This is a genomic window from Methylicorpusculum sp. (assembly GCF_030651835.1).
Classification (GTDB): domain Bacteria; phylum Pseudomonadota; class Gammaproteobacteria; order Methylococcales; family Methylomonadaceae; genus Methylicorpusculum.
Genome location: NZ_JAUSBX010000087.1, coordinates 17,513 through 36,629, shown reverse-complemented (window position 1 = coordinate 36,629; position 19,117 = coordinate 17,513). Strand labels below are relative to the sequence as shown.

The window sequence follows — 19,117 nt, the reverse complement described above, 5'->3', positions numbered from 1 at the left end:
GATGGATCCTTGATTCGACAATTAGTTGAGCCCGACAAAACCATTGGATGGGCATAGTTGAGTCCATGATTGTAATGGAGCAGGATTCCAATGAGAAATACCCCATTGCAGAATTTCCTGAGGCAATGCATCGATAAGCTCTTCAGGTGGCGCTTGTTTTAACAATTGGAGCAAATGAAATAATACGGGGCCTGGATTGCGTTGATCAACGGCTTGGGCATAGGTCTGTTTGCTCAGTTTCTGACCCTTTTGATCAACCAATATGGGCAGATGCATATAATAAGGGAGGGGATAGCCCAGAAGCGTCTGCAAAAAAATCTGTTTGCTGGTGGAGTCCAGTAAATCAATGCCTCTTACGATATGCGTAACGCCTTGCGCCTGATCATCGACGACAACGGCCAGTTGGTAGGCGAATAAATGGTCTTTCCTTTTAATGATAAAGTCGCCATGCACTGCGTTCAAATTCTCGGAGAAACCCCCTTGTAATCGGTCTATGAATTCAATAAAGGCGCCATCAGTTCGAATGCGGACGGCATAATCGTTTTGTTCATGGAAGTTTTTATCCCGGCAAATCCCCGGATACCGGTCTCCGCCGCCATGATGTTGGGCATAGTCAGCCAGATTTTTCCTGCTGCAGGTGCACGGGTAAAGAAGATTCAAAGCCTTGAGTCTTGCCAGTGCTGATTCATACTGGTTGAAATTCCGGCTTTCGTAATAAATGGTTTCATCCCAGTGTAATCCGAATGCTTCCAGCGTTTTTAGAATAAGGTCGGCAGCACCGGGAGCATTTCTGGGGATATCGACATCATCAATTCTAACTAACCATTTGCCCTGATGATGACGCGCATCAAGGAAGCTGGCCAAAGCGGTATAAAGTGAGCCTAAGTGGAGAGGGCCGGTAGGCGATGGCGCGAACCGGCCAATATAAATGGGAGTTGACTTGCTTAAGGGGTTTATCCCATTTGTTTCTCTCGAATTTCATCCAGGGTCTTACAGTCGATACATAGCGTGGCTGTAGGTCTTGCTTCCAGGCGGCGAATGCCGATTTCAATGCCGCAGGATTCGCAGTATCCGTAGTCGCCTCTTTCGATATCTTTTAAAGCTTGTTCGATTTTTCTAATGAGTTTACGTTCGCGGTCACGCGTTCTAAGTTCTAAACTGAATTCAGATTCTTGAGTCGCTCTGTCATTGGGGTCGGGGAAGTTTGCAGCATCATCCTGCATATGATGAACAGTTCGATCAACCTCCTTCATCAGATCTGATTTCCAGTTCTTCAGTATGGTTTCGAAATGACGAGCCTGTGCTTCGCACATGTATTCTTCGCCTTCTACCTCTTCATACGGTTTAAAACTGAACGGTGATGTATCAGTTTTATTGCTATCGCTCATCCATTGACTCCTAAAAGCATGAAATAAAAAACTGCGCATTTTTATCAGAATAGCGGGCGCTTAGCAAGGATTATTGCTATTATTTCCGCCCGGTGAATAATAGATTCAAAACAATGATAAATCAATGCGCTAAAAGAATGGATGACATTTCGCCGTTTTACGTAATGGCGATTCTCGAGCGAGCTAAACAATTAGAAGAAACAGGATGTGATGTGATTCATATGGAGATAGGCGAACCTGACTTTCCAACGCCAGATACTATCTCAAATTCCATTTTACCTATTATCGCTTCAGGACAGATAAAATATACGCCGGCCGCAGGACTGACCGAGTTAAGAAAACAAATTGTCGGTTTTTATGGCCAACATTACGGTGTCATGGTAAAGCAGGAACAGATATTTGTGACGCCGGGTGCTTCGGGCGCATTTTTGTTGGCTTTAGGCTGTAGTTTGAATCCGGATCATAAAATTCTGATGGCTGATCCTTGTTACCCTTGCAACAGTAATTTTGTTAGGCTTTTCGGCGGTCAGGCTTTTACCATTCCGGTTGATGCGGCAACCGACTTTCAGTTAAGTGCCGCGCTGATTCAAAAAAACTGGTCTTCGACCTGTGCCGGTGTTTTAGTCGCATCGCCATCCAATCCAACCGGAACGCTGATCCCGGAAGACGAGCTGGGAAAAATGATACAGGTTGTCAGGCAGCAAAATGGGGCTTTTTACTCTGATGAAATTTATCATGGTCTGGTTTATGGCAAGAATGCCAACACAGCGCTGCAATTTGGCCAGGATGTGTTTGTTATCAACAGTTTTTCCAAGTTTTTTGGTATGACCGGTTGGCGAATAGGCTGGTTGGTTGTTCCTGAAGCCTATATAGAAGCCACTGAGCGATTGGCGCAAAATATTTTTATTGCCACCGGAACGCTGTCTCAGCTAGCCGCCCTCGCAGCTTTTGATCCTTCTACGTTGGCCGAGCTGGAATCAAGACGAAGGGAGTTTGAGCGAAGGAGGGACTTTTTGTATGATAATTTACTGCGACTGGGTTTCATGATTACTGCAAAGCCTGAAGGCGCGTTTTATATTTATGCCGACTGTTCCCGATTTACCCGAGACAGTAATCAGTTTGCGCAGGATTTATTGGAAGAAGAATACGTGGCACTTACGCCTGGCAAGGATTTTGGCAAGCATAATGCCCATAAATACATTCGTTTGGCTTATACGACATCCATTGAAAGAATGGCTGAGGCCATTGCCAGAATTGAACGATTTATTAACAGGCATCCATCATGGCAGTAATACAAATAGAAGCGACCGATTTACTGGTCCGTTTAGGCGAAAAAGACTCACCCTTTTTATTGGATGTGAGAGAGCCGCATGAATTCGAATATGCCCAAATTGAGGGCAGTCAGCTTATTCCTCTAAATCAGATTCCATTGCGTTTTAATGAATTGGATCCTCTTAAAGAGGTCGTCGTCATTTGTCATCATGGCATCCGAAGTCAGCAAGCGGCCTTTTTTCTTGATCATCATGGGTTTAAGCGAGTGTTGAATCTTGCGGGCGGAATTGATGCCTGGTCAAGAGAATGTGATCCCACTATCAAGCGATATTGATACAGGGGCTTAGCGTTCAATTTGGATGGAAAACGGCTCAACCCAAACGGATTCGCCGGCTGTCACGCCCCGGCTTGTTGCCGGTAAGTCAATATAACAGTTGGCCCGGCTCAAGACGCTGAGAATGTGCGAGCCCTGGTTGCCTGCCGATTTAACTTCATAGCGATTATCTTCGCTGAATGACAAAATGCCCCGCATGAACTCCTGCCTTCCCGGCGCTTTTTTGATGTTTTCGGTGCTTACGGCCTGAATTCTGAGCGCTGAGGTCGGTCGAGCGCCAATCATCTGCCGTAAAGCGGGCATAACTATTTTATCAAACGCAACCATGACGGAAACCGGGTTACCGGGAAGGCCAAAAAAGACACAGTCTTTTAGCCAGCCAAACGCAAAGGGTTTTCCCGGTTTAACCGCAATTTTCCAAAAGCCGACACGGCCGCAGTCATCCAGTATTTCTTTTATAAAGTCGGCATCGCCTACCGATGCGCCGCCGGTGCTGATGATCACGTCATGATTGTCGGCAGCGTCGAGTAATGTCTCTTTAAGTTCGGATTTGTCATCTTTGATAATGCCCAGATCCGTTATCGTAAAAGCGGCGTCGTTTAGCAGCGAGCGCAAAAGGCTGCGATTGCTTTCAAAGATTTTTCCGGAAGACAGGGGTTGGCCAGGCGAAACCAACTCATCGCCTGTCGCAAGATAAGCAATTCTGAGGGGGCGACGCACGCGGACGTGATGAATCCCGGCAGCAGCCAAATAACCGATGTCAGCGGCGCTTAAGCACTTGGTTGCTTCTATCAGGGGTTCTCCTGCTTTAATATCTTCTCCTGCCGGACGGATAAACTGACCGGATCTGATTGAAGCAGGAAAATGCACCCTATTATCGATAACCTTGACTTGTTCCTGCATAACAACAGTATCCAATTGTCCGGGCACCACCGCTCCGGTAAATACCCGCAAACATTCGCCTTTATTAATCACGCCTACAAAGGGATTGCCTGCCCAGGAAGTACCGGCAAGTTGGAGGCTAAATGAGGATTCAAGATTAACTTCAGTGCTGTCAAAAGCATAACCGTCCATTGCCGAATTACGTTCATATGGGAGATCGATTGGCGATGTAACCGTTAGTGCAAGTATTCTTCCTAAAGCATCGGGCAATTGAATAATCTCTGTGCCGGAAACGGCTTTCACGCTATTGATTATGTTCTTTAGCGCGTGGTCCAGGCTCAGAAGCTTTTCAGAATCGAGGCTGCATAAGTCAATCATGCGATGTCTCCTTGTGCCAGTTCAAGATGAAATCAGCGATTTCAGCGGGTTGATTGAGATCAAGTCCGGTCATGTTGTTAGGCAAAGTCAAAGGGGAATCCGATGCGACTGCGATGACGTTGGGATCGTTAGGGTAAAGCAGAGGTTTATTGAGTGCGGGTCTGTGCAGCTCTATTTTTGGAAAGTGCTCTGCTTTGAATCCTTCGACCAGGATCAAATCGAGGTTAGATTGATCGAGAACTTTCAATTGATCGTCCAGTCGGGGTTCTAGTTCGGAATCGATTTCAGTGATGATTGCACGTCTGTTCCGAGACGCAAGCAGAACTGAAACAGCGCCGGCTTTTCTTAGTCGAAAGCTGTCTTTTCCGGGCTGATCGATTTCGAAACTATGATGACTGTGTTTTATCAAACCGATTTTTAAACCTTCTTGACTTAATAAGGGGATCAGTTGAGTAAGAAGCGTGGTTTTGCCGGTTCCGCTGAAAGCGGCGAATCCGATGATGGGTATGACGGCATGCTGCATGTTATGTCAATTGATTAAGGGTCGAAAAAAAGATTGGGCTGATATAGTATCAATATAATACTTAAACAATATCAGGCATACACTTGATATGTTAAGGTCTTATTCATTTTGATGAATGGGTAATGATAATGGCTATGCATTTTTGATGATCGCTATTCAAGTAGCGGTTAACGCTGTGAATTTTTGGCATCAAGGAAAAGTTCATTTAAATCGTTGGAGAATTTTTTGATTCGGGTGTACTTAGTTTTGGTTTTGGTTTTGATGATTTTTTTTGGCCTGAGATCGTTGCAAAAGATGCCAAAAGAGACGCTCAATAAACATATCAAAACCGCAGGTCTCGGTTTAATTGTATTTATTATGCTGTATTTGGCAGTCACTGGGCGGCTCAGTTGGTTGTTGGCTGCCTTGGGTGTTCTTGTTTCGGGCTTAATGCGCGCAGCCCCCTTGCTTGCCAGATATGCGCCAGTCATTCAGCGAATATGGTTTCAATATCGTGGCGGTAAGCAAGAGCATGACCAGAAACATAAAACCTATTCGCATTTTAAAGGGTCGGTGACTAAAGAAGAAGCTTACCAAATCTTGGGATTGCAAATTGGCGCTTCAAGGGATGAAATCATCAGTGCTCATAAAAAACTCATGCAAAAGTTGCACCCCGATCGTGGCGGTAGCGATTATTTGGCTGCAAAAATAAATCAGGCAAAAGAAGTATTGTTGAAATCATGAGCAAACAATTCCTCTCAATTAAAGCCCGGCCTCCTGTTAACTGGTAAAAACGAGAATTTGTGGAGTCGTTATCATTTAGCAGAATAAAACCACTTTTCAGTAGAAGCTTCATATTGTTGATAGTTTTTTGCAGCGCTTGTGCAAAAAATATTTTTTATGAGGACTCTATCAGTGTGGTCTTTGAGGAATCATCTGAAACTAAAGGAGAATCCGGATCGGAACTCGAAGAAGATAGTCTTCCCGAAACAAGCGCTTTTTATACAGTCCGATCAGGAGACAACCTTTATAGGATAGGTCTTCGTTTTGGTGTGAGTTATTTCCAGCTTGCCGAATGGAATCACATTCAGCCGCCTTATCTTTTGCATGATGGACAGCGATTAAAAGTCCTTGAGGTTCAAAGTGATCCATTCGAAAATCCTTTTGAGGAGAAGCAGAGTTTTGAAAACAAAAGGAGAATTGCGTCACAAAAAAAGCCCACATTTTCAACAGATAACAAAAAACTGTTAAAGTTGCACTGGCACTGGCCGATTACCGGAATGGTTGTAAAAGATTTTAAACAGTCCGGTAAAAAAGGAATTGATATCAGCGGTTATATCGATCAGCCAGTCAAAGCGGCAGAGAGCGGGACAGTCGTTTACAGCGGCAAGGGTCCTAAAGGAGTAGGAAATTTACTGATCATAAAGCACGATGAAATTTATATGAGTGCTTATGCAAATAACAAGGAATTACTGGTTAGTGAAGGCCAGGATGTTGAGAAAGCTCAGTTTATTGCAAAAGTTGGTATGTCCAGGTCGGGCAAGCCATCGCTTCATTTTGAAATTAGACAATACGGAAATCCGGTTGATCCGCTTTATTATCTACCGGTAAATTGAAAGATTCTATACGGCAAGAACCGATAACCTGGAGGTTAAAAATGAAAGAAGAACTAATTGAAGTCATTCCTCTTAGCGCTCAAGCTTCAATAGGCGATATTCTGCCCTACGATGAAGACATCGAAGAGGAAATGAATTTGCTTGAAGAGCCCATAATTGATGAGGTTTTGAGTGATGAATCCCAAAATGATCAAAATTTCGATGCTACCCGGTTCTACCTGAATGAGTTAGGGCGATCTCAACTGCTTACTGCTGATCAAGAAAAAATGTATGGCAGAAGAGTATTAAGAGGTGATGAAAACGCTCGCAGGATAATGATAGAGAGCAACTTAAGACTGGTTGTCAAAATATCACGCCGTTATTTAAACAGAGGCTTACCTTTACTGGATTTGATAGAAGAAGGGAATCTTGGCTTGATAAGAGCGGTTGAAAAATTCGATCCCGATCGTGGCTTCAGGTTTTCCACTTACGCAACCTGGTGGATTAGACAAACGATTGAACGCGCTATTATGAATCAGACCCGCACCATTCGGTTGCCGATTCATATCGTCAAAGAAATGAATACCTATCTCAAGGCGCAAAGACAACTCGCGCAAACGCTGGATCACGAACCTAGAGCCGAAGATATTGCCGAACATCTCAACAAACCGGTCAAAACGGTTGAAAAAATGTTGAAACTTAACGAGCGCGTCAGTTCAGTTGATGTGCCGGCCGGTAAAGATTTCGATAAGCCATTGTTAGATTCACTGACTGATGAATGGAGCATGTCTCCTTCTGAAACGCTCCAAGAAGAAGGCATTAAAGATAATGTGACAAGCTGGGTTTATCAGCTTTCAGAAAAGCAGCGTGAAGTGATTTGCCGTCGTTACGGACTTTGTGGTTACGAATATGCCACACTTGAACAAGTAGCTCAGGAAATGGGCGTAACACGCGAAAGAGTAAGACAAATTCAAATGGATGCACTGAAAAGACTCAAAGAAATATTAGAGTTTGGCGGTTATTCCTTCGAGTCAATTTTTCATTAAGGGAGAGGATTTACAGCGGATTAATAAACCGGGACTGTAAAGGCCAATCTCTGTAGTTAAAGACTTGGCCCTCCTCTCTGACTTTAGCGATGTTTTCCAGATATAAATCAGCAAAAACCCACTGGGTTTTATTCAACTCGCCCATGGCAGCAATCCCATTATCCGGGAATCCTCTGTCGACAGGGGTGTAAACAGCCGCCGCACCGATATTGATGTCCACTGCTTCAGACCAAGATGCAACGCCTACTGTTGGTGATTGCACAACATAACACTGGTTTTCCAGAGCCCTGGCCTGACAGCCAATTTTAACCCGATGGTATCCTGCTAGCGTATCCGTGCAACTGGGCACAAGTATCAAGTTGGCGCCGGCCTCAATCTGTTTTCTGGCAAGCAAAGGGAACTCACTGTCATAGCAGACGTTTATCGCTATTTTTCCGAAATCGGTATCAAAGCATTTCAATTCCGTTCCGCTTTTAATCAGCCATTGTTCATTCTCAAAACGAGTCATCTGTAGCTTGTCCTGGAAATCATAGGAGCCATCCGGCATGAATAAATAGGCGCGATTACGGTATTCCCCAGACTCAAGTTTGACCGGAAATGTCCCGGCTTGAATGTAGCAGTTATGCTGGCTGGCAAGCTGTTGGTAGAGATTAACGAATCTTTCGTGCAGCGTTTGTAATTCCGACAGCTGTTTTTCTAGCGAGCTGTATATTTCTTTCGGAAATAGCGAAGCTAATTCCAGGCTGCCATATTCCGGAAATAACAGGATACGCGCATTTTCTTCGACTGCCTGCTGCACCCACTGGTTGATTTTTTGCTCATAATCGGACCAGCTTTTCAAAAAACTGATGTCGTATTGAGCGGTAGCAATTTTAACGGTCATGTTTTAACCAGAATGTCATAAGTTTGGGAGTTTCAGCGTCATCATCCAGGTCCTTCCATGAATAGGTTGTTTGCAATTCAGGATGCTTGACATAGCCGCGTTTGTTCCAGAACTTATCCAGCGGAACATAATCGGCCGGTCGTCTGGGATGGTCAGCGGGTCTTTCTACACAGCAAAAGCAGACATGTTTAAAACCACCCAGATCAGCTGCATGCGCTTCCCGTTGCTCAAAAAACTTTACGCCAATTCCTAAGCCCCGGTAATTTTTGTTCAATACCGATTCGCCGCAATAAAAGACTTCATCGACGTTATATCCTTTTTCAACAAAAGGCTTTTTGACTTCATCTGTTTCATACTTTAACGGGATTGCTGTGGAAGCCCCGATAATTTTATCGCCGTCAAAAGCCAAAACAATAACGCTGTCCGGGCAATTTATATAAGTTTGAAGATATCGTTTCTCATATTCGAAATCGCCATCATATAGATAGGGAAAGTCATGAAATACTTCAATTCTCAAGCGTGCGAGGTCCGGGATGTATTTTTCCAGAGCTTTCCCGCTCCAGCGTTCAATGCATATATTTTGTGACATAAAATGTAAGATATTGAATTTATATAACGACTCAGGCTTTAACGCCTTTGATAAACAACACGGCAGAAATTCCCAGTTTGTAGCATTGAAGGTTCGCGTAAGCCTTGCGAGGAGCGCCGTAAACCAATCTCTGCTGCCGACATCCCCGCAAAGCTTGCACTTACCCTTTTTATTATCTATCTGGGAATTGCTGACAATAGGGTTATCTCTGCGAAATTGCTATTTTAGCGGATTCGGGTGCGGGATGTTAATCGATAGATGACCATTATACCTATCATTGCGCCAACGCTGTCAGCCAGCCAGTCTGCCAAATCAGCATATCGGCCGGCTACAAACGATTGATGCCATTCATCGGATAAGCCAAATAAGCTGCAAAAAATAAAGGCTAAAATTCCAATCAGCCAGGGCTTTGCGGTAAAGTGCCTAAATAATCGCCATGTAAGTATAGCCATTATAAAATAAGCGCCACCGTGATATAGCTTGTCCTGATGGTCAAACCACATAGGCACAGGCACTGATGGCTGATCTGAAAGCCAGTATATAAAAGAGCAGTAAATAATCAGTGCTAAGGTATCCAGTAATTGAGTCATTTTTAATCGGTTTAGAATGAAAAACATATTTGATATAGCCAGGCTTTGCTTGTGTGATGACTCCATTGAGGGCAAGCTAAAGTGGACCCATTTGGCCTGGCAGCAATTTGAACGAGGGGAATTATGCTTTGAATCGTCCGATTCGCCAATGGCTATCGATCAGGTTCGATTTCCGCCGCGCCCGATCTTAATGTCGCCACGTCATATGCCCAAGAGGTCTTTTAATACTTCGGAAGGTAAAACGGCATTTTTTCATGCTATCGCACACATCGAATTTATCGCTATTTCATTGGCTTGGGACATGCTATACCGGTTTCGCGATATGCCCGAATCTTTCTATAAAGACTGGCTGATGGTTGCGGAAGAAGAGGCTCAGCATTTTTCCATGATTCGTGAGCATCTTGTCAGCAGGGGAAGTGATTACGGTGATCTGCCTGCGCACGGAGGCTTATGGGAACATGCCCTGCAAACTGCGGAGGATCTTTTGGCAAGATTGGCTGTTGTGCCCCGTTGCATGGAGGCGAGAGGGCTTGATGCGACGCCGGTTATGGTCGAAAAATTTAAAAGCATCGGCGATGCAACGAGTGCGGCTATTCTGGAAAAAATTCTAAATGATGAAATCGGTCATGTTGAGTTGGGGACAAAATGGTTTAGATTTGAATGCGAACGGCAAACACTGGCGCCCGATAAAAAATATATTGAATTGATTGGACATTACGAGATGGGGAAACCCAAAGGTCCATTTAATAGAGAAATGCGTATAATGGCAGGCTTCTCAGAGGCGGAACTTGACTGGCTGGAAAAATGAATAATCACAAAGAAAAAATATTTGACTATCCACTGTTTAGTCTTGGGTTCAGAGCTTTTTTCGCTTTAGCTGTTTTATCGGCATTAGTTTTAATCACGTTATGGAACGGCTTATTCAAGGGAGAGATAGAACTCAAGAATTATTTTCAATTAACCGGTTGGCACGCTCACGAGATGCTGATGGGTTATACGTCGGCTGTAATAGCCGGTTTTTTATTGACTGCGATAAGAAACTGGACGAGTCAGGCCACGCTAAGCGGCGATCAATTGGCAGGACTCTGTTTGCTATGGCTTTACGGTCGAATTGTGCCTTTTTATTCAGGATTGCTGCCGGATTTGATGATCGCCATAGTCGATTGGGCTTTTTTGCCTGTGTTGATAGCGGCTCTGGTCAAGCCTGTTTTAGCTGCGCGAGATAGCCGAAGTACTGTGTTTATGGGCTTGCTGCTGGTAATGGCAATAGCCAACACATTGATACACGTCGAACAATTGGGTATGGCAGACAATGTCGGTCAATTGGGTATACAGCTTCTCGTTTATACCATTATTACAATGATTCTTGTCATCGCAGGCATTGTATTTCCTTTTTTTACAGAAAAAGGCTTGTCGGGTACCATGGCCATCAGAAGTCCCCTGCTGGATGTGTTGTCGGTAGTAACCGGTGTGAGCGTTTTTGTTCTGCAAATGTTTGATATTGGCGGCGCTGTTTTAATCATCGCTGTCGTTGGCGCTGTTATAGCCAACTTGGCTAGAGTTGCTGGCTGGTACATACATCGTATTTGGTACGTTCCCTTATTGTGGATTTTATATGTTGGCTACGGTTGGATTATTTTAGGCTTTGTGCTGGTAGGCATGTCTGCCTATGGTTTGATACCGGCTTATATACCAATGCATGCATTTACAGTCGGTGGAATAGGGGTGTTGACAATGGGTATGATGGCCCGGGTTACCTTAGGTCACACCGGTAGAATACTTAAAACATCCAATGTCATTGCCATCGCTTTTGTCTTGATTAATCTGTCAGCGTTTGCCCGAGTGATCATGCCCGCCATACTTCCTGATTGGTATGGACAGATGCTTTATCTGTCAATCTTATGCTGGCTGGCAGCCTTCTCACTGTTTCTGTATTACTATGGGCCTATTCTGGCTGCACCCAGAGAAGACGGAAAACCCGGTTAGGTTTAAGCAGAATATTGCCCGGTTTTAAGGAAGCTGAAACGATTTCGGGTTTCCCCCAGCAATTCCCGGTTTGATATTTTCAGCTTCATTTTTGGCAGGGAAAAGCCTTTCGAGGAACGCCGTAAACCCTTCCATGCGGGCTTGACGGCAGCATCCCTGCTACCGACATTCTCAAAAAGCTCCCCCGAGCCCTTTTTCACCTTCAAATTGAGAATGGCTGGGTTTTCCCTGGATATAAGACTTTTGCGGATCAATCAAATAGTGGCCCCGCATTGCGGTTCGCCCCAATAACATTCTGAATTTCATGGTGTCCCGATTGGTTAAAGTCAGCTCGGCTACCATTAATTTTTGACCAACAACCAGCTGGGTTTTTATGACGTACCGGCGGTTGCGATGACCACCTGAATCCGATACAACTCGCCGGTCATGGACTGGAGCGTGGCATTCCACAATGATATCAGTTCTGTTTTGATAAGGATGGATGGCGAACATGATCCAATGGCTCCCGCCACGTTTATAAGGATCAACCATAAACGCATGAAGCGCTGAAGAACGAGCGCCAGTATCAACTTTGGCTTTGATCAGGGGGATATTCAGGTCGGGAAGGGCAGCCCATTCTCGCCAGCCCAGGTGGGTCAGTTCTGTTTCCGGTGAGCTCATTGTATTCTGCTGGATATCCTTTGGTCTGCAAGACCAAAGGATAGGAGATTGAGTTTAGGCGGAAGTGCCGTAGTGGCTTTCGATATAACGTTCGACGATCGCCTGGAATTCTTCGGCAATGTGATCGCCTTTCAGCGTGACCGTTTTTTCTCCATCTTCGTAGACGGGGGCAACGGGCGTTTCGCCGGTACCGGGTAAACTGATGCCTATATTGGCGCTTTTACTTTCGCCAGGACCGTTGACTACACAGCCCATTACGGCGACTTCCATTTCTTCAACGCCGGGATATTTCTTCTTCCATGTCGGCATGCTGATGCGTAAGTAGGATTGAATGTCCATCGCTAATCGTTGGAAATAATCGCTGGTAGTCCGTCCGCAACCCGGACAGGAAATGACCATGGGTGTAAAAGATCTGAATCCCATGGTTTGAAGAATCTCTTGACCGACGACGACTTCTTGGGTTCTTGCTGTACCGGGTTCAGGTGTTAGGGAAATGCGGATGGTATCGCCTATCCCTTGTTGCATCAGCACAGACAAGGCCGCTGCCGAAGCGACTATGCCTTTGGAACCCATGCCCGCTTCGGTCAAGCCAAGGTGCAGCGAATAATCGCAGCGGTCTGACAAATCCTCATAGATTTTGATCAATTCCTGGACGTTGCTGATTTTGCAGGACAGTAATATTTTGTCTCTACCCAAGCCAATTTCCTCAGCTTTAGCCGCGCTTTCCAGCGCAGAGAGAATAATTGCTTCCCGAGTGATGGCCGATAAGGGTAAAGGTTCTGGCTTTTCCCGGTTTTCATCCAGCAAGCGGGTAAGAACGGCTTGATCCAGACTGCCGCCATTGACACCAATACGCACCGGTTTGTTATATTGGCACGCAAATTCAATCATTTGCTGAAATTGCGGATCACGGCTTTTACCGCGGCCAACGTTTCCGGGATTGATACGGTATTTATCCAATGCCTGAGCGCAATCGGGATATTTTTCCAATAGCTTGTGGCCATTGAAATGGAAGTCTCCGACCAGAGGCACGGTAAAGCCTTTTTGATCCAGCTTATTGCGGATCTCTGCAACTGCTTTTGCCGCTTCCTCAGTATTGACCGTAATCCGGACAATCTCCGAACCGGCTCTAGATAACTCCATAACCTGATTGACCGTTGAGCTAACATCCGCTGTGTCTGTGTTAGTCATGGATTGAACAACAATCGGAGCGCCGCCTCCGACTTTAATGTCACCGATAAGAACTTGTTGTGTGATTTTTCTGGGTCTGCTTGACATAGCCAAATATCTTTATGGAAAAGGTTGTTGTTATCTGAAAAAATAAGCCACAGTATACCTTATACGCGGCTTTCAATAGAGTTAATTAGTGAAAATCAACTATTTTTCAGACATCCATCTTGAGTTCGGCCCACTGGATCAGCCGGGTAATGATGCTGATGTCATTATAGCGGCGGGCGATATCGGGATCTATAAACAAGGTGTTGAATGGCTCAAAACAATAAATAAGCCGGTTATCTATGTCGCCGGAAATCATGAATTTTATACCCAGGAGTATCATGACACGCTAAAAACCCTCAGAGAGCAATGCGCAGGCAGTCGGGTTCATTTTTTGGAAAATAATCAGTTTGTTTTTCAGGATGTCAGATTTCTGGGCTGTACCTTGTGGACTGATTTGTTTCAGGAAGGTGAGGAGAAAGTGGTTGTTCTGAGCAATTCGCTGAATGATTTTAGAAAAATAAAATATTCGGAAAAGGCGTTTGATCCGCTTGCTTTTTTCAAGCTACATGAACGCTCAAAAAAGTGGTTAATAGCCGAGCTGGAACGACCTTTCTCAGGAAAAACAGTCATTGTCACTCACCATGCCCCTTCCGAATGGAGCTGGAATGGGTCGCCACATGCCCTGAAAAAATTAGCCTATTGCAATGATTTAAAGTGGTTGCTGCATGAGTACGAGATTGCGGCATGGTTTCATGGGCATGTTCACAGCCCTGGCGATTACCGGATTGCCGGAGCCAGGGTTTTATGCAATCCAAGGGGTTATATGGGTAGAAAGATGGTGGAAGGTTTTGATGTCAATCGGGTCGTCGATATCTAGATTTTAAGGGGTCGCTCAGGCCGTCACGTCAATCTTCAAGCTGGGCTTTTCTTCAGATGCGGTTTCTGATTGAGTTGCCTGTTGCAGTTTTATCAAATCCATTTGCGCTTTTGTTGCCATCTGTGCGGCTTTGGATGCCACTTTGTAGTCTTGTCCCGAAGGATTTGCCGGCGCAAGTGCTGCCCGTCTTATTGTTTCCGCTTTTCTTAAAGTTGCCCTGGGGTCGCCGGGTACGGGCGATGTATCAATGTTAACTTCCCCACCGATTGCATAGCGCTTGCCGTCAGGTCCTTGTTGATAAGTGAAGCTGGCTCCGCCGGTTGCCAGTCCTCCTGATGCCGAGATATGCGCTTGCTCATGAGCCCTGACTTCGCGGTCTCTGGCTTTAAGAGATTCTATGACTTTAATTGTTTCGATATCTTGCGCTTCAGGCGAGGCTGAAGTGCCGGTCTGTGGTAGTTTTTCTTGTGTTGATGATGCCCCGGCATTTTTTTCATGCGCATGAGTCTTTTCAGGACTCATGCCCGGCCAGTTGCTGATTTGATGCATTGATACGGAGGTTAACACAAAGGCACCTTTGAATTTAATCGTGCTGAATCTTTAGAGCAATTCCCCGTTTGATCATTTCAGCGTCATTTTGGGCCGGGAAAAGCCTTTCGAGGCACGCCGTAAACCTTTCCTTGGGGGCTTGACAGCTCCATCTGACCGCCAAGGAGGGTGGAAATGCAGATTTTGTCTGGAATAAAAAATCTGCCCTGCTGCCGACATCCTCAAAAAGCATTTCCCTTTCAAATTGAGAGTTGTCGGGATCTTTAGGCAGGGTAGCTTAATTAGTCCCTGCATTCAGTTTAGTCGCCTCAGGAATAGTTGTCCATTTTGACAAAAAAGGTGTGCGTAACCGCTATAATACCCGCCACTTGTCATTGGAAAAAGAAAAAATGTCTTCGCACGATCTTATCAAGCAACTGAGTAAAAAGCTGTCCGACTGTCTCAATCAAGATCGACACAGCTTAAAGCGCGAGTTGGATCGGCTACGTAGCGATTATCAAAAAGGTAAAATTCAGGAGTCAAAACTGGCCGTTTTGGCGGGACGCATTGATCAGTCGGTTGGCAAAAAACTGAAAAGACAGGCCAGCACTCCGACAATTAACTTTCCCGATTTACCGGTCAGCAGCAAAAAAGATGAAATTGCCCAGCTGATTCAGCAGCATCAGGTCGTTATCGTTTGCGGCGAGACCGGTTCAGGCAAGACAACGCAGCTGCCGAAAATTTGTTTGTCTATTGGGCGTGGCGCTTCGGGTTTTATTGGGCATACCCAGCCGCGCCGGATTGCTGCTCGCACCGTGGCCGACAGAATTGCCGAAGAATTGGGCGAACCTCTTGGTAAATCGGTGGGTTATAAAGTCCGCTTTTACGATAAAACGCATGCCGAATCTTTGGTGAAATTGATGACCGACGGCATTTTGCTGGCCGAGACTCAAAACGATCCTTACCTTAATCAATATGACACGATTATCATTGACGAGGCTCACGAACGCAGTCTGAATATCGACTTTTTGCTGGGTTATATGCGCTGGCTCTTGCCCAAGAGGCCGGATCTGAAGCTGATAATAACCTCCGCCACGATTGATCCTGAGCGATTTGCCAAACATTACAGCGGTGCGCCTATCGTCGAGGTCTCCGGCCGGACCTATCCGGTCGATATTCGTTACCGGCCCATAGAGCAAAGTGAGGAAAATGATGAAACCACGGCTGATTTGCAGCAGGCGATTCTGGATGCTGTTGACGAATTAGCGCGGGACATGCGCGGTGATATTCTGATTTTTTTAAGCGGCGAGCGTGAGATTCGGGAGACGACCGAATCGTTAAGAAAACACCATCCTACCGGTTACGAAATTCTGCCGCTCTATTCAAAACTCAGTGTCAGCGAACAGGAACAGGTGTTCAAGCCCAAAGGCGGGCTGCGCATCGTTTTAGCGACCAATGTTGCCGAAACATCGTTGACGGTGCCCGGCATTCGCTGCGTGATCGATACCGGTCATGCCCGCATCAGTCGTTACAGTCATCGCAGTAAAATTCAGCGCTTGCCCATAGAAAAAATTTCCCAGGCCAGTGCTAATCAGCGAGCCGGGCGATGCGGGCGAGTTGCCGAGGGTATTTGCATTCGATTGTATTCCAAGGAAGACTTTATTGTCCGACCGGAATTTACCGAACCGGAAATCCTGCGTACTAATCTCTCCTCGGTCATCTTGCAAATGATTTCGTTGAATCTGGGCGATATCGAAGACTTTCCGTTTGTCGAGCCGCCTGAAGACAAGATGATTCGTGACGGCAAAACCATGCTTCATGAAGTCAATGCCCTGGATAAGCAAGGCCGGTTGACCGAAATGGGCAAGCAGATTGCCAAACTGCCTACTGACCCCAAACTCGCCCGCATGTTGCTGGCCGCGGCCGAGTTGAACTGTTTAACCGAGGTGTCAATCATCGTTTCAGCGCTCAGTGTTCAGGATCCAAGGGATAAACCCGCCGACAAACTTCCGCAAGCCGAAGCTAAGCATGCGATTTACAAGCACCCGGAATCGGATTTTCTGACTTTGCTCAACCTCTGGAATGCGTTCGAAGAACAGAAAAAACACCTGTCGAACAACAAGCTGCGCAAATACTGCAAGGATCAGTTTTTGTCTTACATCCGCATGAAGGAGTGGTTTGATATTCATGCCCAAATCATGCAAGTCATTAAAGGTGAACTTAAGCTCAAGCCCAATATGCTGGAAGCGGGCTATTCCGAAATTCACCGTGCTTTATTGCCTGGCCTGTTATCCAACATAGGTTTTAAACACGAGCAATACGAATACCTGGGCGCGCGAGGGCTTAAATTCTTTATTTTTCCGGGGTCCGGCTTACATAAGTTGAGGCCAAAATGGATTATGGCAGCCGAACATGTGGAAACCAGCAAAGTCTATGCTCGCACGGTTGCCCAAATTGAACCGGAATGGATAGAGGCATGTTCAGGTCATCTGATCAAACGCAACTACTATGATCCGCACTGGGAGAAAAAAGCCGGGCGCAGCGGTATTTACGAGCGTACTTTGTTGTATGGCCTGACACTTCAGGCCAAGCGTAAGATTCCTTATGAACATGTTGATCCAAAAGCGGCGCGCGATTTCTTCATACGTTTCGGCCTGGTCAATCATGAGTACCAAACCAATGCGCCTTTTTTTAAGGCCAACCAGCAATTGCTGGAGGAAGTTGGTTATATCCAGCATAAAGGACGCCGGGTTGACTTGATTGAGGATGAAGAATGGCTGTTTCAGTTTTACGACAAAAAAATTCCCGAATCGGTAGTCAATGGCGTTACCTTCGAACAATGGCGCAAAACGGTTGAGCGTGAGAATGCCCGATTCCTGTTTTTAACCAAAGAGGACCTTACCCGCGAACAAGATCATTTGGTTAATGAATGGGATTTTCCTGACAGCAAATCGGTGGGGCGTTTGACGTTTAATCTGCAATATCGCTTCGAACCCGGCCATGACGAGGACGGCGTGACAGCGATCATCCCGGTGCATCAACTCAATCAGATCAGCGAACAGCCTTTCGAATGGCTGGTGCCCGGTATGCTTGAGGAAAAAGTGATTGGCTTGATCAAATCATTGCCCAAACAGCTGCGAAAACATTTTGTCCCGGTGCCGCAAACGGCAAAACACTGTCTTGAAATCGAACCGGATTTTAAAGGCTCTTTGTATGAATGGCTGGGAACCCGCTTGCGCAAATTGACCGGCGAGGCGATCCCATTAAATGAATGGCATCCTGAAGTACTCAGCGATCATTTAAACATGAACTATCGCATCGTCGATGAGCAGGGCAAATTGCTTGATTACGGCCGCGACCTCAAAAAATTACAGAGCCAGTTTAGCCAAAAAGCAGGGCAAACCTTTGACCAATTAGCGGCCGATGAGCTGAATTACACCGGTTGTGTGCAGTGGGCTTTCGATGATTTACCGGAAACTTACCAATTTATTCAGCAAGGCCAGGCGTTTATCGGTTATCCGGCGATAGTTGATGAAGGTGACTCGGTCGGGGTCAAGATTTTTGATACCCGGCAAAAAGCCGATGCCATACATCATGACGGACTGGTCAAATTATTTCAGTTGTATTTGGCCAAGGAGTGTAAGTATTTACTTAAAAATATGCCGCATTCACCGGCTTTGGAATTGCTTTATCAAAAACTTTCGCCCCATCCGCTGCTTAGCAATTATGGTGGGCGGTCCTTTAAAGACGATATTTTATATTGCGTATTTTCATCAGTATTTTTGGATGAGGGCTTGATAAGAAGCCAGCTGGTTTTTGAACAGCGACTGGATGCGCATAAATCAGAGCTGGTCTCGGTCACTAATGAAGCGAGTCTTATTGCCAAGGAGGTCATGGAACGCATCGGGGCTATTAACAGGCAATTGCAGCGTTTTAATGCCTCTGATCCATTGGGTAAGGATATTAACGAGCAGCTCAACTTACTGGTATTTGCAGGTTTTATCAGAAGAACGCCTTATCAGCAGCTAAAACAGTTTCCCCGCTACTTAAAGGCGGTTGAATACCGTTTGGAAAAAATGAATAACGACGTGCAGAAGCAACAGGAAATCAACCGCTTTTGTCAGCGCTATTGGAAGGAAGTGGCCGAACGCGCCAAGAAAAAAAGCGTGGTTCCCGAATCCGATCCGTTTCGCTGGTTGCTGGAAGAATTCAGAGTCTCATTGTATGCCCAGCAGTTAAAAACACCTTTTCCTATATCAGCCAAGCGTCTTGAAAAAGCATGGGATGAACGGTTTTAGCGATAAATTGGTTTAGACTCGACACGAGTTATGCACAGTTGACCTCGGCGATTTCTATTGCTTGTAAGATGGCTTAAGCAGCCAGGTGTTA

Annotated in this window: 19 protein-coding genes; 9 read left to right on the top strand and 10 right to left on the bottom strand. The window is 45.6% G+C overall.

What is annotated here, in order from left to right:
• Positions 1 to 21: 21 nt before the first annotated feature.
• Both gluQRS and dksA read right to left on the bottom strand, forming a co-directional pair.
• The gene (gene gluQRS / locus Q7V32_RS10830) at positions 22 to 924 is read right to left on the bottom strand and encodes a tRNA glutamyl-Q(34) synthetase GluQRS (RefSeq protein ID WP_304897108.1); all 903 of its coding nucleotides are present in this window, start codon (positions 922 to 924) and stop codon (positions 22 to 24) included.
• 29 nt (positions 925 to 953) lie between these two features.
• Positions 954 to 1,388 carry an RNA polymerase-binding protein DksA gene (gene dksA / locus Q7V32_RS10825; protein ID WP_159655814.1) on the bottom strand — a complete coding sequence of 145 codons (435 nt, stop codon included), beginning with the start codon at positions 1,386 to 1,388 and terminating at the stop codon, positions 954 to 956.
• A gap of 113 nt (positions 1,389 to 1,501) precedes the next feature.
• Here dksA and Q7V32_RS10820 point away from each other — a divergent pair, with 113 nt between their 5' ends.
• Both Q7V32_RS10820 and Q7V32_RS10815 read left to right on the top strand, forming a co-directional pair.
• Positions 1,502 to 2,680, top strand: a complete 1,179-nt coding sequence (locus tag Q7V32_RS10820; protein WP_304896992.1) for a pyridoxal phosphate-dependent aminotransferase — start codon at positions 1,502 to 1,504, stop codon at positions 2,678 to 2,680.
• On the top strand, positions 2,671 to 2,994 hold the full coding sequence (locus Q7V32_RS10815) for a rhodanese-like domain-containing protein (protein WP_304896991.1): 324 nt from the start codon (positions 2,671 to 2,673) through the stop codon (positions 2,992 to 2,994). Before Q7V32_RS10820 ends, Q7V32_RS10815 begins: the two co-directional genes overlap by 10 nt.
• A 9-nt stretch (positions 2,995 to 3,003) precedes the next feature.
• Here the strand turns inward: Q7V32_RS10815 and glp are convergent, their stop codons facing one another.
• On the bottom strand, positions 3,004 to 4,254 hold the full coding sequence (gene glp / locus Q7V32_RS10810) for a gephyrin-like molybdotransferase Glp (protein WP_304896990.1): 1,251 nt from the start codon (positions 4,252 to 4,254) through the stop codon (positions 3,004 to 3,006).
• Complete coding sequence (mobB, locus tag Q7V32_RS10805) at positions 4,247 to 4,777, bottom strand: molybdopterin-guanine dinucleotide biosynthesis protein B (RefSeq protein WP_304896989.1); 531 nt, start codon at positions 4,775 to 4,777, stop codon at positions 4,247 to 4,249. The genes glp and mobB overlap by 8 nt, the downstream gene beginning before the upstream one ends.
• A gap of 294 nt (positions 4,778 to 5,071) precedes the next feature.
• Between mobB and Q7V32_RS10800 the strand changes: the two genes are divergently transcribed.
• The 3 genes from Q7V32_RS10800 (at position 5,072) to rpoS (ending at position 7,397) form a co-directional block, all read left to right on the top strand.
• Entirely contained in the window at positions 5,072 to 5,500 is a 429-nt protein-coding gene (locus Q7V32_RS10800) for a DnaJ domain-containing protein (protein WP_304897107.1), read from the top strand.
• A gap of 113 nt (positions 5,501 to 5,613) precedes the next feature.
• Entirely contained in the window at positions 5,614 to 6,372 is a 759-nt protein-coding gene (locus Q7V32_RS10795; RefSeq protein ID WP_304896988.1) for a peptidoglycan DD-metalloendopeptidase family protein, read from the top strand.
• Between the two features lie 41 nt (positions 6,373 to 6,413).
• Positions 6,414 to 7,397 carry an RNA polymerase sigma factor RpoS gene (gene rpoS / locus Q7V32_RS10790; RefSeq protein ID WP_304896987.1) on the top strand — a complete coding sequence of 328 codons (984 nt, stop codon included), beginning with the start codon at positions 6,414 to 6,416 and terminating at the stop codon, positions 7,395 to 7,397.
• A gap of 10 nt (positions 7,398 to 7,407) precedes the next feature.
• Here the strand turns inward: rpoS and Q7V32_RS10785 are convergent, their stop codons facing one another.
• From Q7V32_RS10785 to Q7V32_RS10775, 3 genes are all read right to left on the bottom strand, one after another.
• Positions 7,408 to 8,280, bottom strand: a complete 873-nt coding sequence (locus Q7V32_RS10785) for a carbon-nitrogen hydrolase family protein (RefSeq protein WP_304896986.1) — start codon at positions 8,278 to 8,280, stop codon at positions 7,408 to 7,410.
• Positions 8,270 to 8,869, bottom strand: coding sequence for a GNAT family N-acetyltransferase (locus Q7V32_RS10780; protein WP_304896985.1), 600 nt, complete (start codon positions 8,867 to 8,869; stop codon positions 8,270 to 8,272). Before Q7V32_RS10780 ends, Q7V32_RS10785 begins: the two co-directional genes overlap by 11 nt.
• Before the next feature lie 224 nt (positions 8,870 to 9,093).
• A complete protein-coding gene (locus tag Q7V32_RS10775) occupies positions 9,094 to 9,459 on the bottom strand; it encodes a VanZ family protein (RefSeq protein ID WP_304896984.1) in 366 nt (121 codons plus the stop codon).
• A 16-nt stretch (positions 9,460 to 9,475) separates the two neighbouring features.
• On the opposite strand from Q7V32_RS10775, the gene Q7V32_RS10770 reads away from it, so the two are divergent.
• Complete coding sequence (locus tag Q7V32_RS10770; protein WP_304896983.1) at positions 9,476 to 10,267, top strand: ferritin-like domain-containing protein; 792 nt, start codon at positions 9,476 to 9,478, stop codon at positions 10,265 to 10,267.
• A complete protein-coding gene (locus Q7V32_RS10765) occupies positions 10,264 to 11,445 on the top strand; it encodes an NnrS family protein (protein WP_304896982.1) in 1,182 nt (393 codons plus the stop codon). The genes Q7V32_RS10770 and Q7V32_RS10765 overlap by 4 nt, the downstream gene beginning before the upstream one ends.
• Before the next feature lie 171 nt (positions 11,446 to 11,616).
• Here Q7V32_RS10765 and Q7V32_RS10760 read toward each other — a convergent pair whose 3' ends face one another.
• Positions 11,617 to 12,105: an ATP-dependent zinc protease gene (locus Q7V32_RS10760; protein ID WP_304896981.1), complete on the bottom strand. Its 489-nt coding sequence runs from the start codon at positions 12,103 to 12,105 to the stop codon at positions 11,617 to 11,619.
• A gap of 54 nt (positions 12,106 to 12,159) precedes the next feature.
• Positions 12,160 to 13,383: a flavodoxin-dependent (E)-4-hydroxy-3-methylbut-2-enyl-diphosphate synthase gene (gene ispG, locus Q7V32_RS10755; protein WP_304896980.1), complete on the bottom strand. Its 1,224-nt coding sequence runs from the start codon at positions 13,381 to 13,383 to the stop codon at positions 12,160 to 12,162.
• 88 nt (positions 13,384 to 13,471) lie between these two features.
• On the opposite strand from ispG, the gene Q7V32_RS10750 reads away from it, so the two are divergent.
• Positions 13,472 to 14,200, top strand: a complete 729-nt coding sequence (locus Q7V32_RS10750; RefSeq protein WP_304896979.1) for a metallophosphoesterase — start codon at positions 13,472 to 13,474, stop codon at positions 14,198 to 14,200.
• 15 nt (positions 14,201 to 14,215) lie between these two features.
• On the opposite strand, the gene Q7V32_RS10745 is transcribed toward Q7V32_RS10750, so the two are convergent.
• Positions 14,216 to 14,767, bottom strand: a complete 552-nt coding sequence (locus tag Q7V32_RS10745; RefSeq protein WP_304896978.1) for a putative metalloprotease CJM1_0395 family protein — start codon at positions 14,765 to 14,767, stop codon at positions 14,216 to 14,218.
• Positions 14,768 to 15,138: 371 nt separating this feature from the next.
• Here Q7V32_RS10745 and hrpA point away from each other — a divergent pair, with 371 nt between their 5' ends.
• Entirely contained in the window at positions 15,139 to 19,026 is a 3,888-nt protein-coding gene (gene hrpA / locus Q7V32_RS10740; protein WP_304896977.1) for an ATP-dependent RNA helicase HrpA, read from the top strand.
• The last annotated feature ends 91 nt before the right edge of the window (positions 19,027 to 19,117 follow it).